The sequence below is a fragment of the Paenibacillus sp. 2TAB19 genome (assembly GCF_052115185.1).
GTDB lineage: Bacteria > Bacillota > Bacilli > Paenibacillales > Paenibacillaceae > Pristimantibacillus.
Genome location: NZ_JBFRGE010000045.1, coordinates 1 through 14,992 on the forward strand (window position 1 = coordinate 1; position 14,992 = coordinate 14,992).

Annotated in this window: 18 protein-coding genes and 1 other annotated feature; of the genes, 11 read left to right on the forward strand and 7 right to left on the reverse strand. The window is 49.3% G+C overall.

The features are described 5' to 3' along the window. Positions 1 to 550 precede the first annotated feature (550 nt). From AB4Z33_RS19450 to AB4Z33_RS19475, 6 genes are all read left to right on the forward strand, one after another. Positions 551 to 955: an O-methyltransferase gene (locus AB4Z33_RS19450; protein WP_337098136.1), complete on the forward strand. Its 405-nt coding sequence runs from the start codon at positions 551 to 553 to the stop codon at positions 953 to 955. 129 nt (positions 956 to 1,084) lie between these two features. Then, positions 1,085 to 1,756, forward strand: coding sequence for a response regulator transcription factor (locus tag AB4Z33_RS19455; RefSeq protein ID WP_442051492.1), 672 nt, complete (start codon positions 1,085 to 1,087; stop codon positions 1,754 to 1,756). 59 nt (positions 1,757 to 1,815) lie between these two features. Further along, a complete protein-coding gene (locus AB4Z33_RS19460) occupies positions 1,816 to 3,174 on the forward strand; it encodes a histidine kinase dimerization/phospho-acceptor domain-containing protein (RefSeq protein WP_442051493.1) in 1,359 nt (452 codons plus the stop codon). Positions 3,175 to 3,266: 92 nt separating this feature from the next. Continuing rightward, entirely contained in the window at positions 3,267 to 4,190 is a 924-nt protein-coding gene (locus AB4Z33_RS19465; protein WP_442051494.1) for an ABC transporter ATP-binding protein, read from the forward strand. After that, positions 4,187 to 4,903 carry an ABC transporter permease gene (locus AB4Z33_RS19470; protein WP_442051495.1) on the forward strand — a complete coding sequence of 239 codons (717 nt, stop codon included), beginning with the start codon at positions 4,187 to 4,189 and terminating at the stop codon, positions 4,901 to 4,903. Before AB4Z33_RS19465 ends, AB4Z33_RS19470 begins: the two co-directional genes overlap by 4 nt. After that, positions 4,903 to 5,628 (forward strand): ABC transporter permease, encoded by a 726-nt coding sequence (locus AB4Z33_RS19475; protein WP_442051496.1) that lies wholly within the window; start codon positions 4,903 to 4,905, stop codon positions 5,626 to 5,628. Before AB4Z33_RS19470 ends, AB4Z33_RS19475 begins: the two co-directional genes overlap by 1 nt. Here AB4Z33_RS19475 and AB4Z33_RS19480 read toward each other — a convergent pair. Together AB4Z33_RS19480 and AB4Z33_RS19485 are read right to left on the reverse strand one after the other, a co-directional pair. Further along, positions 5,625 to 6,512, reverse strand: coding sequence for a TIGR03943 family putative permease subunit (locus AB4Z33_RS19480; RefSeq protein WP_442051497.1), 888 nt, complete (start codon positions 6,510 to 6,512; stop codon positions 5,625 to 5,627). The genes AB4Z33_RS19475 and AB4Z33_RS19480 overlap by 4 nt on opposite strands. Next, positions 6,509 to 7,573, reverse strand: coding sequence for a permease (locus tag AB4Z33_RS19485; RefSeq protein WP_442051498.1), 1,065 nt, complete (start codon positions 7,571 to 7,573; stop codon positions 6,509 to 6,511). Before AB4Z33_RS19485 ends, AB4Z33_RS19480 begins: the two co-directional genes overlap by 4 nt. A gap of 179 nt (positions 7,574 to 7,752) precedes the next feature. Then, positions 7,753 to 8,012 (forward strand) — a binding site (T-box leader). 74 nt (positions 8,013 to 8,086) lie between these two features. Here AB4Z33_RS19485 and trpS point away from each other — a divergent pair. Beyond that, positions 8,087 to 9,076 carry a tryptophan--tRNA ligase gene (gene trpS / locus AB4Z33_RS19490; RefSeq protein ID WP_442051499.1) on the forward strand — a complete coding sequence of 330 codons (990 nt, stop codon included), beginning with the start codon at positions 8,087 to 8,089 and terminating at the stop codon, positions 9,074 to 9,076. 45 nt (positions 9,077 to 9,121) lie between these two features. Here the strand turns inward: trpS and AB4Z33_RS19495 are convergent, their stop codons facing one another. After that, entirely contained in the window at positions 9,122 to 9,301 is a 180-nt protein-coding gene (locus AB4Z33_RS19495; protein WP_442051500.1) for a DUF5325 family protein, read from the reverse strand. 128 nt (positions 9,302 to 9,429) lie between these two features. Here AB4Z33_RS19495 and AB4Z33_RS19500 point away from each other — a divergent pair, with 128 nt between their 5' ends. Beyond that, the gene (locus AB4Z33_RS19500) at positions 9,430 to 9,645 is read left to right on the forward strand and encodes a small, acid-soluble spore protein, alpha/beta type (protein ID WP_442051501.1); all 216 of its coding nucleotides are present in this window, start codon (positions 9,430 to 9,432) and stop codon (positions 9,643 to 9,645) included. A 333-nt stretch (positions 9,646 to 9,978) separates the two neighbouring features. On the opposite strand, the gene AB4Z33_RS19505 is transcribed toward AB4Z33_RS19500, so the two are convergent. Continuing rightward, complete coding sequence (locus AB4Z33_RS19505; protein ID WP_442051502.1) at positions 9,979 to 10,965, reverse strand: metal-dependent hydrolase; 987 nt, start codon at positions 10,963 to 10,965, stop codon at positions 9,979 to 9,981. A gap of 83 nt (positions 10,966 to 11,048) precedes the next feature. Here AB4Z33_RS19505 and AB4Z33_RS19510 point away from each other — a divergent pair, with 83 nt between their 5' ends. After that, entirely contained in the window at positions 11,049 to 11,345 is a 297-nt protein-coding gene (locus tag AB4Z33_RS19510) for a hypothetical protein (protein WP_442051503.1), read from the forward strand. Here the strand turns inward: AB4Z33_RS19510 and gerQ are convergent. Together gerQ and AB4Z33_RS19520 are read right to left on the reverse strand one after the other, a co-directional pair. Continuing rightward, complete coding sequence (gene gerQ, locus AB4Z33_RS19515; protein WP_442051504.1) at positions 11,342 to 11,941, reverse strand: spore coat protein GerQ; 600 nt, start codon at positions 11,939 to 11,941, stop codon at positions 11,342 to 11,344. The genes AB4Z33_RS19510 and gerQ overlap by 4 nt on opposite strands. A 130-nt stretch (positions 11,942 to 12,071) precedes the next feature. Beyond that, entirely contained in the window at positions 12,072 to 12,494 is a 423-nt protein-coding gene (locus AB4Z33_RS19520) for a cell wall hydrolase (protein WP_442051505.1), read from the reverse strand. A gap of 273 nt (positions 12,495 to 12,767) precedes the next feature. Between AB4Z33_RS19520 and cyoE the strand changes: the two genes are divergently transcribed. Continuing rightward, positions 12,768 to 13,634 (forward strand): heme o synthase, encoded by an 867-nt coding sequence (gene cyoE, locus AB4Z33_RS19525; protein ID WP_442051506.1) that lies wholly within the window; start codon positions 12,768 to 12,770, stop codon positions 13,632 to 13,634. 39 nt (positions 13,635 to 13,673) lie between these two features. Further along, complete coding sequence (locus AB4Z33_RS19530) at positions 13,674 to 14,276, forward strand: SCO family protein (RefSeq protein ID WP_442051507.1); 603 nt, start codon at positions 13,674 to 13,676, stop codon at positions 14,274 to 14,276. Positions 14,277 to 14,299: 23 nt separating this feature from the next. Here AB4Z33_RS19530 and AB4Z33_RS19535 read toward each other — a convergent pair whose 3' ends face one another. Continuing rightward, positions 14,300 to 14,671 carry a toprim domain-containing protein gene (locus AB4Z33_RS19535; protein WP_442051539.1) on the reverse strand — a complete coding sequence of 124 codons (372 nt, stop codon included), beginning with the start codon at positions 14,669 to 14,671 and terminating at the stop codon, positions 14,300 to 14,302. Between the last annotated feature and the right edge of the window lie 321 nt (positions 14,672 to 14,992).

Consider the following 14,992-nt stretch of genomic DNA (forward strand, 5'->3'; position numbering starts at 1 on the left):
CTGCAATATAAGCAGCATTGCAATAGCAAAGATCAATAAATTGAAGTAAACCGTAATCAAAAGTTTATTTCGTACGGATAACGAATAGTACCATTGGCTCATAATGTAAGCGCTCCTTTTAWTAGATTATCCATATTATAGCACCGCTATCGAATAAGGTCTATAATTGTCGATTACGAAATGAATCCTTTTTACCCATTGTAATAAGCGCAAAATGTTGTTCGGAAAATACTAAACCTATTTTCGGTGAATGAAAAATTAGAAAATGATACCATTTAAAGAGAATTAGACAAGTGTAATCAATAATTACATATGATCTAAATCAGGATAATCGAACTATCTTTAAAATGCCTTTAATGGGAAAAAATACTTTTTGTTTAAATCAGAAAATGAATACTTCTTTTAGATCTGCGATCAATAGTCGAATTGAATCATAAATAGTAATATTTTATCAAATTTTATCTTGTAATAGGGACAATGCGCATATATAATATGCCTTGAGAACTATACATATAAAATTTTACAATAATTAATAAGGAGGAATGTTTGTATGGAATTGGATTCTATGCCACTCGCCCGTCAAATCGATTTTGTATTTCGTAAACTAGAGGGGGAGCTCACGAACGCTGCAGCAGGAACGGTAATGATTCATATTCGTAATAATGCAGTTGGCAAGTTTGGTCTCAGGCATCACCCGATCGAAAGCAGGAACGGCAAGTTCGAAAGCCAAGGGCAAGGACTCACGTTATTACAGGTGCAAGAATTTCGTAAAATGGCGATTGAGGCGCTTAAGTTTCGCAGAGATTGGACGCATGGCGAGATCATGTATGACTTTTCTGTTCGGCCTAGCGCCGGTTCCTGGTCTGCAAGTATCCTCTACGAGTCTAATTACAATATGGCCAATTGGAATACCCGCTTCGTTCCTAAGCAGCATGATCTGCGAGAATGGCAATAATGGCGAATTCGGCTGTCTGCTCACACGCAGGCGGCCCCTTATTTTTTAAACGAAATTTAACTTCACTTTAGGGGAAGCCTTGGACTATGATAAATACAATCATGCTCGGAATCGAGGTTATATCCGTTAATGAAACAGGTGCTTTATATAGAAGACGACAAGGAAATCGGAGCTTGGGTCAAGGAGGATTTGGAGCGGCGCGGATATTCGGTAGATTGGCTGATTACAGGCGATACTGCTGTGGATCGTGTTGGCAGTGCCGACATTGTTGTGCTGGACGTCATGCTGCCCGGCCTTGACGGCTTCACGATCGGGCAACGGCTGAAGAAGGAAGCACCGCAGGTGCCGATCCTTATGTTATCCGCAAGAACAGCAGTAGACGATAAGCTGCAGGGTCTTCGCTTCGCGGATGATTATTTGACGAAGCCGTTCCATCCCGATGAGCTTGCGGCAAGACTGGATGTACTGCTGCGCAGATACGGTCAACCGATCGAGCTTGAGCTGGCGATTGGTCATTTGGTTATTAAGCCGCAACTGCAGGCCGTGTACGATGGACGAACCGGGGACGAAATACCGCTGACTCCGAAGCAGCTCCAAATTTTATTTTATTTTCTCGACAACTTGAACCGCATTGTTACAAAGGAACAAATATATGAGGCAGTATGGGGAGATCCGTATATAGATGGCGACAAGACGATTATGGTTCACATCCGGTATCTTCGCGAGAAAATCGAGCTCGATCCAAGCAATCCGCTTATTATAGAGACGATTCGTGGGATCGGCTATCGGGTGAAGCGATGAACAGGCTGAGCAACGATTCGCGGAAGATGGGCTTGAAGCGTTCACTGCTTTCGCGTTACATGTTAATTGTGTTGTGCGCGGTGATGCTGCTTCCAATATCGCTGCCCGTCGTGTCGGTGATCGTCTTCTTACAAGGGGGAGGCAAGATTGCGGATACGATGGAGTCGAGACTATACCGCGACGGAAACCAATTGGAGACGATGTGGCATGACGAAGCGGCAAGACTGAGCGGACAATCACCAGAGCAAGTTGATGCAGCGCTTATTCGTAAGAAAGCGGAGTATCCAGAATCGACTTTATTTTGGGTGGATGGCAGCGGTCGTACGAAGCTACAGCTCCCAGTGAACGAGCAATTACGATTGCCTGCGCAGTGGAGCGCTTCGTACACCGTTCAATTCATGAAAGATAGCGTAGGCAGAGAGGATTTCACGATTGTAGCTTTTATCGGGGATACACGCTCGGAAGGATTTATAGTATTCAAAGTGCCTAGGGTGCTCATGCAATCTGGCGCGGGCAGTGCTTCCAAGTCGATATTACCGATGTACCTTATCGTTTTAACGATCGTGCTAGCGGTTTTTTTATTTATTTCAGTCCTTTTTTTCAACGGCATTCGCAAGAGGCTCGTTCGTCTGCAAGCGGCCATGTCGCTTCCTGCGAACAACGGCATACCGGCTCCTGTCGCCACGAACAAGCCGGATGAAATCGGCCAGTTGGAAGTAGCCTTTAATGAGATGGTGAGCAAGCTCGAGGCGAGCCGCGAGCGCGAGGCGAATGAGGAGGGACTTAGGCGAGAGCTGATCGCAAGGCTTTCTCATGATCTAAGGACGCCGCTTACTGCGATAAGAGCGCATGCGTTCGGCCTAAAGCAGGAGACACTGTCCGAGGTAGGTCGGCAATCGCTGCAATTAATTGATCGGAAGATCGAATATGTAAGCCAATTGATCGAGAATCTGCTTTCTTTCACACTGCTGGAGTCAGGTAAATATCCGTACCGTCCGGAGCGGATTGATATAGTCCGGATGGCGAGAGCATCGATTGCTGGCTGGTATCCTGCGTTCGAGCAGCAAGGCTTTGACATCGATATCAACCTGCCGGATGTACCTGTGTATTGGCACATCGATCCCGAATGGATGGAGCGAGTGCTCGACAACTACTTTCAGAACGTGCTGCGTCATGCGCAGTCGGGGCGTTATGTTGCGCTTCGATTAAGCGAGGAGCAAGGCGGAATTTTGACAATAGCGGATCATGGTCCGGGAATGAATGAGACGTCTGAGGAGAGAGGCGCAGGCATCGGTCTTGCGATCGCTTCCTTGATGCTGGAGGAGATGGGACTGTTCAGCGAGATCGCAAGCAGCAGCGAGGGAACGATAATTCATATTGCTGGTTCTGTATCGAACCGTCAGGAGGACTCTCCTTGACGGTTTTTCTTGTTTTTTTAAACAAAACTTAACCTTGCCGCTCCTGTTGTCTTAACCTAACGCCTTTAAGATGATTACAGAGGTGATAGGCAATGACAACGAATAAAGAAATGATATTGGAAACACGAGGGCTTACGAAAAAATTAGGCGGAAAGCCCGTCGTTAAGGACGTTAATCTGAGAATTGAACGCGGCGATATATACGGCTTTCTCGGCCCGAACGGTGCAGGGAAAACAACGACGATCCGCATGTTGCTCGGATTGGCGAAGCCTACTAGAGGACAGGTCCGCATTTTCGGCAAAGACATAAGCAAGGATCGTCTAGAAATCCTGCGCAAAGTCGGATCGCTCGTTGAATATCCGTCGTATTACGGGCATCTGAATGCGATTGAGAACTTGGAGGCGGTAAGACGACTTCTAAATGCGCCTAAGTCACGGATTGACGAGGTGCTGTCGATCGTCCGGCTGACGAAGGATGCGAAGCGCCCTGTCAAAGGGTACTCGCTTGGAATGAAGCAACGGCTTGGTATTGCGACGGCGTTGCTAGGAAATCCTGAGCTGCTGGTGCTCGATGAGCCGACGAACGGTCTTGATCCAGCAGGCATCTTGGAAATTCGCGAGTTGATTAAGAGCTTGCCGAAGTCGCATGGGGTTACGATTCTAATTTCCAGTCACTTGTTGTCTGAGATTGAGCAGATGGCGACAAGAGTAGGCATTATTGCAAAGGGCAGCTTGATCTACGAGGATCGGATTGAGAAGCTGCGCGAGCGTGCGCAGGGACATATCCGTCTTGGTGTAAATGATCCGGAAGCCGCATGGGAGCTGCTAAGCGCAAGCGGGGTTAGTGCTTCGCTGGACGAGGGCAAGCTTACGGTCGCGGAGACGGATAATGCGGCAATAGCCGCAATCGTAGCAAGACTCGTTGGCGGGCATCACCAAGTATTCCGCGTGGAAGAAGAGAAAGTATCGCTGGAGAGCATTTTCCTCGATATGACAGGAGTGGAGGGGAGCTTATGATGCTGCGCATTATGTCTGTCGAATTCCTCAAGCTGAAGAGGAAGCTCGTCTGGCTGCTTGTCTTATTAGGGCCGTTCGGTGTAATTGCGCTGCAAGCGGTCAACTTCGGACTCCGCTACGATTATTTGACCCAAATATATGCTGAAGATCTATGGGGCGGATTAATTCATAATGTATCTATGCTCATGCTGCCTACGTTGTTCATTGGACTAACGATTCTTGCCTCCATGACGGCAGGTATTGATCATCAGATGAATGCATGGAAGYAGACAATGGCGCTTCCAGTAGGCAAAGCGAGGATTTTCTTCGGTAAATTCGCGGTAACGGCCATATTGCTGTTATGCTCTAGCACACTGCTTGTTCCGTTCACCGTTGCTCTGGGCATTTTGCTCGGTTTTGGCGTAGAGGGAATGCCGATTGTCGATCTGATGACGACCGTATATTACCCGTTCCTTGCGATCATGCCTTTCGTTGCTCTCCAAGTAGGGCTATCGGTTATTATACACAACCAGGCATTGCCGTTAACCGTCGGAATTATCGGTATGATTGCGGGCATGTTCGCGTCCCAGTTTCCCGATTGGATGCCATGGAAATGGCCGTACCTCATTAATGCTTGGAATCTGCCGCTGTATTCGGTAGGAGCGGGCTTGGCGCTAGGGCTCATCGTCTTGCTCCTCGGCATGTATCAGTTCGTTAGAAAGGATGTGAGGTGATGATCGGCATGATTCGGTCGGAATGGATGAAGCTTAGACGATCGGTTGTATGGCTGCTTGCAGCTGTCAGTCCGCTGTTCGTGGCAGTTATCGGCATAGTGGATTTGGAGAAGGGAGTACAATTTCCATGGGTAGAGGTGTTGTCGATAGCATCCGCGCTGCATGCCATGCTGTTCCTGCCGCTGCTYGTAGGTATATTCGCCGCACTCGTGTGCAGGTATGAGCATGTCGGCGGGGGCTGGAAGCAGATGCTGTCGCTCCCGGTATCGAGAACGGGGGTGTACGCCGTCAAGCTGGGAATGGTCATGCTGCTTGTTGGCGTAACTCAGCTTCTATTGCTATTGTTCATCCTGCTGCTCGGCTTCATGAAGGGATTCAGCGGCGATATTCCATGGTCTATTCTGCTTGGATCGATGCTTGGCGGCTGGGTCGCATGCCTGCCGCTCGCGGCGCTGCAGCTATTCGTATCGATAGCGTTCCAGAGCTTTGCTGCACCGCTCGCGGTTAATGTCGTATTGACGCTGCCGAACATTCTCATCGTCAATTCATCGCAATACGGACCTTATTATCCGTGGGCGCAGCCGATGCTGKCCATGCTGCCACGCGACGATTACGGGTTCGGCGCCTTTAACATGTCGATGGAAACGTTGTTTATCGTAATAGTAGGCGGTTTCTGCGTATTCGGGCTGGTAGGCTGGACCTATTTCCAGCGAAAAGCGGTCTAGTAAGCAAACTCCAGATCCGGATACACATATGGAGTTGCCGGCGCTTCGATTCGCTCGATCTTCGTAGCTTCAAGCGTAATGATCTCATTATCCATGTAGCTGGTCGTCTTAAGCGTTCCTTTGACGGATACCCATTCGTCTGAGGCATACTCGTTAGCTTTGGGCCATTCAATCATAAGCCCGTAAGGCAAGGCATCGGCCGAGCAGCAATTCATGGCGAAGCGGCTGACCGCGATTCGATCCTTGCCCATTTCATCTTCTCGGTAAACGAAGCCTGAAAGGACGACTTCCTTGCCTAAGAAAGCTTCCCGGTACAAATCAAGCGTCGTCAGCGTCTCGATAAATTGTTTCTCGGGTACTTCTATCGCAGGCAGGGAGTAGAGGATCTTCCCATAATTCGCATGGTCGATCGTATATTCGTCGTAAGGGAATAGCGCATCGAGCATTTTTTCTTCCGATATTGGCGCAGGGTCAACCTCAGGTACAGGCGCAGTTATCAGGTCAGCCCGTTCAAACGAAGGGCTTCCCGATAAACTGACGCCTTTCTTAGCTGCGAGGGCGCTGCCAAGCGTCCCGGTCGGTGCTAGAAAACCGAGCGCGAGCGGCAGGAGAAATAAGCCGTAAATGAGCGTGTTCTTGGCAATGGAAGGCGAAGGCTCATGGTCATGCTCGCAGCCGCAGTCGACTTCCTGCTTGCCCATGCGCTTCTGAAGGGCAGCATATATTTGATAGATCGCTGCGGCATATAAGCCGATGGCCGACAGCTTCACGTACAGTTCCATGCGGGGGGCGATATATAGCGTCATCTCATCCGTCTGGAACAAATAAACGATAAAAAAGGCAAAGCCGGTTAGTATAGTTGCGCGCAGTAAATGGTGGATCATATGAATACCTCCGTTAACCAAGCCCCTATGAAAGTAAGCGAGGCTGTTAATGCGATAAGAGCGAGCACGATTCTAATGCGGAATGTCGACAGCAGCATAAGCGTGTTTTTCAAATCGATCATCGGACCAAATACGAGAAAGGCAAGCAACGGGCCGAAATCAAAAATGCCGCTGAAGGAAGAAGCGATGAAAGCGTCGGATGTGGAGCATATCGATAAGATGAAAGCGAAGCCCATCATGAACACGTATGAAAATACGGGCTGCTCAGCGAATACGGCAAGCGTGCTGCGATCGACAGCCGTTTGGATGATTCCGGTAAGCAATGCGCCGAATATTAAATATTTGCCCATCTCAAAAAACTCGTCGGATGCGTGAGCCATCGTGGATGAGATTCTGGAGCGGAAGCCTTTGCCGCCAATTCCATGCTCGTGCTCGTGGCTATGGTGGTGATGGTGAGCATGGCCGTGTTGATGTTCATGGTCATGGGTGTTTGAATGCTCATGGTTTTGCCGAGGCATTGCTTTAAGAGGGCTTCTCTTCATGAACTTGTAAAGCAGCAACCCGATGATGAAAGATACTGCGAAAGCTAGTCCCATCCGGGCGAAAGCCATCTCCGGCGTCGTACGGAACGCGGTGTATGTAGATGTGTATACGATAGGGTTCACAATAGGGCCGGCGAGCAAGTATACGATACCGATATACGCGGGCATCCCTTTGCGGATCAGACGTCTGACGACGGGAATCATACCGCATTCGCACAATGGGAACAGAAGGCCGAGCAATGCGCCGAACAGCACGCCGGCAACCGGATTTTTTGGCGTCCATTTCTGAATGAGCTCGTCCGTTACGAATACTTGCAGCAGCGCTGAGAAGAGTACGCCGAGCAGGATGAACGGAAAAGCTTCCAATATGATGCTAATGAACAATATTTTGAACGACTGGAAGTTAGCTTCCGTGAAGATGGCCGTCGGCAGCTCGCGATTCGTGACGATCAGGGTTAGCATAATCAGRCTGCCAACACCGAGAAGCGGCGTTCCGAAACGGAATATCCATTTAAGCATGCGGTGCGTCTCTCTCCTTTAATAGTAATGATTACGATTATACGACTTAATATAGCATATGCTCCCAATTTTGGCTATAGGACAACTTTATTTCTTGTTGGCGTCTTGCCGCCAGCTTCAAACGTTTGCGTATGAGCGCATGGCTTCTTGACATTCATGTCAGCGCGAGTATAATCAGTTTAAATGCGATGATGGGAACAAGTAAGCTTKAGGCGAATTGCGTGCAGAGAGCCGGTGGTAGCTGCGAACCGGTGCAAACCTCGAAGCTGAATGGAACCCGGAGCCGATGTGCGGAACCGGTAGCTGCAGCTCTGCCGAAAATGTTCATCCGGATGCTCACCGTTACTGAGCGTTAAGGTTTGTGCGGCATTCGCCCCTGCATTAGGGTGACGGGCGGCGCAGACGAATTAGGGTGGCACCACGATCTCTCGTCCCTTGCGGCGAGGGTTTTTTTGCGTTTTTTCGAACCCTTATATCGATAAAGATGATGGCCATAGAAAGGTGGAGTTGAATTTGAAAAAAGTACTATCCGGCATTCAGCCAAGCGGACAGCTAACACTCGGAAACTATATCGGAGCGTTGCAAAACTTCGTGAAGCTCCAGCATTCCGAGGAATGTTTCTTTATGATCGTGGATTTGCATGCGATCAGCGTGCCGCAGGATCCCGCTAATCTTAGAGAGCAGACCGAAGCGGTAGCGGCGCTCTTCATCGCTGCGGGTATCGACCCGTCGAAGGCAACGGTCTTCGTTCAATCTCATGTGCGCGAGCATGCAGAGCTCGGATGGTTGTTCACGACGCTTGCCAATATGGGCGAGCTGGAGCGTATGACGCAATTCAAGGATAAGTCGTCAGGAAAAGAATCCGTCGGAGCGGGCTTGTTCGTGTATCCGACGCTAATGGCTGCTGATATATTGCTGTATAACGCGGATCTTGTGCCGGTAGGCGACGATCAGAAACAGCATTTGGAATTGACTAGAGATCTGGCGCATCGCTTCAACACGCGCTTCGGCTCGTACTTTACGATTCCAGATCCTTATATTCCGAAGGTAGGCGCGCGCATCATGTCGCTTGACGATGCAAGCAAGAAGATGAGCAAGAGCAATCCGAATCCGGCGAGCTTCATCGCGTTGCTCGATCCTCCGGATGTCATCCGCAAAAAAATTAGCCGAGCAACAACCGATTCCGGTCGCGAAGTGAAATATGACCCGGCGAATAAGCCGGAGATCAGCAATCTGATTGGGATCTATTCGCACTGCGCGAACATGAGCATTGCAGAGATCGAAGCGCGTTACGAGGGGCAAGGCTATGGACCGTTCAAGAAGGATTTGGCCGAGCATGTTGTGTCCGTGCTTGAGCCGTTGCAGAACAAGTATCACGATATTCGCAATTCAGGCGAGATTCATAATATCTTGAAGCAAGGTGCTGAGCGTGCGTCTGAAGTAGCTTCCCGCACGCTAGCAGATGCGAAGGATCTAATGGGCTTCCTTCGCCCGCGCGGCTAGCGGATAACGATAGGAAGAAGCAACAAGGCTGACGCCAGATGGCGTTCAGCCTTGTTGTTTCTTACGGCGCATGCGCGCCTTAACGATAAAACCGGCACCTGTCGTGAACAGCCATAGCAGACCGAACAATAGTACTAGCCAGCCGCTATGACTGATGGATATAGCCATTGCGCTCATCCATATGACGGATACGACGGCGAAAAACAAGGATAGTTGCTTAGACATGACGTTATTCTCTCCTTCACAAACTTTGATCATATTTTTTTGGGGGATAGAGCATAGTTTCTCTTTTTGTGCACATAATAAGTTTGCACCACACAATCAAGCGCAGGAGACGAAAGGAGAAATACCTCATGGCAGGAAGCAGAAGCAATACACTGATCGTTCCACAAGCAAGTCAAGCTCTTAATCAACTGAAGTTGGWAGCGGCACAAGAACTCGGTGTACAAATCCCGGCAGATGGCTATTACGGTAACATTTCAACTCGTGAAGCGGGCTCCCTTGGTGGCTACATCACGAAAAAGCTAGTCCAAATTGCTGAACAACAGCTTTCTGGCGGCTACCGTTAAGCGCTTTTAATACACAAGGATCAAATGGAGTTCAAGGGAAACCTTGAGCTCCTTTTTATTTAAAATATAGGAAAGTATAAGTTTTACTCTTATCCTTATGCCTATATTTCACCGCGAAACGTTAGCTTACGCCGCCAAAGGACGGCGATAGCCGTTTACGCTTGACGTATAGGAAAGTATATGAGTTTGCTCCTACTTTTTCTATACGTTTCGACGAAACGATGGCGTCTATAGAAAAGACGCCGTCAGGCGTTTCTTCTTAAACGGTTTTCGCAAAAAGCCAAAAACAAAAGCCCCTTCTATTATGCAGCAAGGGGCAGGCTACAATCAATATTAATACGTATCCATTCGAAGACGCTTCATAAGCCGTTCGTCGCTAAGCCAGCCGACATAGGAGCCGATCGTCTCGTACTTCTGATTCATGAGTAGGACGCCAACAAATGGATACTGCTTGCGATGCCGGTAGCGAACATCCGACCATCGTACCTCATAGCCCCAGCTATGCTCGCGAACATCCGCGCATGCGAAGCTGGTGAAGTAGAGGAAGGAACGGATAGCAGGTTCGTTCTTGGACAAGGCTACAGCCGGGTGATCTGAGCATCTGACGCGGTCGAGCCATCTCAGCTTGCCGCCGTGCAGCGTACCAATTACAAAGCTGCCATCATGAGCCTCCTTGACTACGTTCCAAATCGATAACGATATGGTCGGAATCGCAATGTAGGAGTCGCCTTTCTTATGCTCCTTGTCCAGTTTGGGAAGTAACGCGATCTTGCCGCGCTGAACGAATGTGCGCCATACAAAATAGACAGCGGTGAACAAATACAGCAACGGGAACAGCAGTGCGGGATTTACGAGACCCGCAGCCCAAAGTAAAATAGCAATGATATGGGTCGTGAAGACGACCGGGTCGAAGATGTGAATAATGTTCCACGAAATCCACTTATCGGTAAAGGGCCGCATCGCTTGGGTGCCGTAGGTGTTGAATAAATCGGTGAAGACGTGGACGCAAACGGCTAACAGCACCCAGCCGCCGATGTGCAGCCAAGGCAGAGAACCTCTGTAAAGCAGCTGAAGGACGGCCGTAATAAGAATGGTCCAAATGGCGATGGCCGGCAAGGAGTGAGATACGCCGCGGTGGTTTTTAATATAGACGGCGTTGCCTTTAAATCGTAGCAGACCGTCAAGATCAGGCGCCTGAGAGCCGGCAATTGTACCAAGCAGAACGGCAGTCTGAATCGATGGATTAGCGGCAACGACAGGATCGACGGCAGCGAGTCCTGCCAGTCCGATCCCCATAACGAGATGTGTACCTGTATCCATTGGAAGCCCCCTGTTGTGTAATGCGAAGTCATTTATGGTTCATTCGTTATTATGATCTAATCGACAAAGGAGTATGACGTATTATGTACATCTGTTTCGCTGAATATCGCATTAAACCCGAGCATCGAGAAACCTATTTGAGTTATACGCAAGCTTTGCTAAAGGACAATGATTGCGTCCATATATATGAAGGAACAGATCAGCACCATCTATTCGTCGAGTTATGGTCAGCGAATACTGCCGAACAAGCCGAGCAAATCAAAGAAGAACGCTGCAGCGAGCGTTCTTCTTGGTCTCAAATCACAGGTTGGATCGAGGGCGGCGCCGGCAAGTTCCATATATGGACGTTCAAGCCGGCCTTCTCCTCTGTACAGTCTTAGCGTCCGAGCGGAGTCGCCGAGCTGACTACGCCGCCTTGGAACGGATATTCGTAAGCGATTGGCTCATCGAATGTCACATAGTCCAGGTTAAGCGTCAGCAGCAAGTAGCGCATACCCGTCGTTGGATCGCTAATAATAATATGATCGCGTCCAGCCGCTTCAATGACGCCTTTGAAAATCTTCGCATTCCACTGGCTATTGTTCTCGTAGGTCATGTAGAAAGTAGCCATTTTGCCGCGGTTCAGGCGTAGTATGTTCTCCACATACGACTCTTCTACGAATGGGGATACGATATTACCGCCAGATGGTGTTACGATTGCGCCGCTAGGCACGCCTACTGGCGGCATCGTCGACTGGGCCTTCATCGCTTGAAGCGGCATCGCTTGATTGCCCATTGCTTGGAGTGGCATGGGTTGGTTACCCATTGCCTGCATAGGCATCGCTTGATTAGCCATCGCTTGAAGAGGGAAAGCTTGATTACCTTGCTGAGCCGGAAGCGTCGTTGGCATTTGCATGCCGTAGCCGCCATACCCGTACCCGTAAGCACCAGTATTCGCCGGGCTTACTGCTGTTTTGTACCCATAACCGTTGGACATTCGAGATTTCCTCGCTTTCGTGTGCTTATATTTCAGCGCGAAACGGTAACTGTTACGGCACAGAACCGAGCTGCGCAAAGACGCAGTTAACGGTTCGTGCGTAGCGATTGCCGTTTACGCAAGATAAACGTTAATAAACGGCTGGACAATCGCCGCGCGTCGGAACGAAGAAGCAATGTGCTTTGTAGCGGCCGCTGTTGCCTTGGTCATACCACGTATTCGGACAATTGCCCGCAGGACGGAAGAACCAAAGCGCGTTCGACGCCGGGTGCTGTCTTTCCCCGTTGATCATTCGCTCAGCTAACCGAATATCTTTGTCTCGTGCAGCCTGATAGAAATAACCTTTCTGGGTTGCTTCGAAGCCGCCTGGACTTTGGAACACCATCTGCGGGATCGAACGAATGTTTTTGAAATCCAAGCAATTGCCGCGTACTCGGTTGACGCCGACATTGCCGACCATAAGCATGCCAAGCTCGCCTTCGCCTTCCGCTTCCGCACGCATAAGCCGGGCTAACATTTTCGTTTCCTCGGAATTCGTTTTAATAACGGCCATAGGCTTAGGTCGTTCACTTCCCTTCGCATACTGACTACTGTCACAAACGGTTTGATGCGCGCTGGGCCCTTATAGGCATCAAACTACATACCCATTGTATTGAGCGCTGGGCGAATTGGTTACAAAAGATTTGTCACAATTTGAGTGGCGAATTCATGAACAAAACCGTCGAACATTGTCATTGAGAGTGTTTTTCGGTATGATTAAGAACGATTCATCAATGAATGATAGGCGCTAGTTGCGTCTTGTCGCATACTCGGGAGGCTTTGCTTTGTGCTGAAGGACTTGATTGCATTAACAAAACCGCGGCTGCTTCGGCTTAATATCTTTGCTGCTCTAGGCGGATTTATCGTAGCTTCCAAATGGGACTTCGATATGGAGATGTTCCTGCTGCTTATTTATATGTTGGCCGGTTCGACGCTGACGATAGCTTCAGCGACCGTCATTAACAACTATTGGGACCGTGAGCTTGATCTGAAAATGGAAAGAACGAAGGACCGGGCGCTGCCGACTGGCAGAATGAAGCCGGGAACCGTGCTTGCATACGGAATTATTTTGGGCACAGTTGGACTAGCTGTACTGTTTGTGCTCGTTAGTCCGCTTACAGGCTGGCTCGGATTGCTGGGCTGGTTCGTATATATTGTCATCTATACAATGTGGCTTAAGAGGAGCTCGACATGGAGTACGTCGATTGGCGGCATATCAGGCGCCATGCCTCCGGTTATCGGTTATTGCGCGGTAACGGGCGAGGTGGATGCCGGAGCTTGGATTCTGTTCGCGTTCCTATTCTTATGGCAGCCGGCTCACTTCTGGTCGCTTGCGATAAGAAGGGTAGAAGAATATCGCGAGGCGGGATTCCCGTTGCTTCCGGTTGTGAAAGGGATTAAGCGGACGAAGCTTCAAATGATTCCGTATGTGCTGCTCCTTCTTCCAACTTGCGTGCTGCTCTATACTTACGGTTATGCGGGCATTTATTTCTTGATTATTTCCATTCTTTGCGGCGTTGTATGGCTCGTGCATACGCTTCGTGGCACGGCAGCGCAAGATACGGAGAAGTGGGCGAAGGCGAATTTCCTTATTTCGGTTAATTATTTGATGGTTGTGTTCATCGCGATGATCGCGAATACGACATTGACCTAATATAAGATAGAAGACGAAGGTGATGCGAAGATGGTTTTTTTGAAAAAGCACAGTTTTAAACTTGCAGTACTCGCGTTATGCGCGGCAATGGGCATTTATTTATTGTTTACGTATGTGATTAAGCCGGAAGCACCGCTGCCGATCGAGATGGCAGCGCCTGCTTTCGAATTGACCGATGTGGACAGCGGTGACAAAGTATCGCTTGAATCGACGAACGGCAAAGCGAGAATCGTTTACTTCTACTTCGCGAATTGTCCGGACGTTTGTCCGCCGACGACCTTCCTGTTGTCGGAGGTTCAAGAAAAGCTGGAAAAATCCGGTAAGCTCGGAACGAAGGCAGAACTGATATCGATCACGTTCGACCCGGTGAGGGATACGCCTGAGGTCATCAAAGCATTCGCGGAGAGAAACTTCGCCCAGCCGAACGGTTGGAAGTTCCTGCGGGGCGATGACGAGGAGCAGACGATCAAGCTCGCAAGAGACTTCGGCGTGAGCGTAGCCAAGGTGGAAGACGGCTCGTTCGCCCATATGAACGTCATTACGATTGTCGATCAAGACGGCCAAATCCGCAAATGGATTAACGGCAGCGATGAGAATGTTACATCAGATACAATATTAGGCGAGCTGAACAAGCTGCTGTAGAAGATACAGCAGCAGCAGCGTAATTAGAACTCGTCCTTATTCCACTGTAAAGCGGGACCCGGCGCAGGATATACAATATGCGCATCGAGGCCCGCTTTTTCTAACTGCTCGATCAAATAATCCTCGGGTGTATGCTCAACGCCGGGATAGCCCTTGCGCGTATAAATATGCTCGGCATCCGGGAACAGATCGCGCAGCAAGCCGCGAATGCGCTTGCCCGAAGCATCGTTATCGGTAAATATGTATATTTGCTTGTCGCCTGCTTGCTTACGCAGCTTCTCAAGCTGCTCCGATCCTGGCGTCCCATAGGTGCAGTAAATGGGAACGTCCTCGGTTAGCACCCGTTTCAGACGGCTTTTGTCGTTTTTACCTTCTACAATAATGGCAACATCCATCATAATCACCTCTGTCTTAGCTTGTCCACCCTATATTAAGTTACTTTCGTGCGAAAATAAAGGCGGCCTGCTTATTGCAGGGCCGCCTCTTCGCTTGCTGGTAATGGATCATTACCACATGCAAGCACACGCTATAATTACGAGCAAGATAAACAAGACCAGAATAGTTGCAATGTTGTTGTTGCCGTGATGCCCAATGCCCCGGCTAGTTGATTCAACATGTCCAGACATCTTATTATTCACCCCTCTTTCATAGGTAGAGGTCAATGATGCTCTCAGCCCTCATGATAGCCTCGCTTATCGGCTTCTGTCATGCCGGCA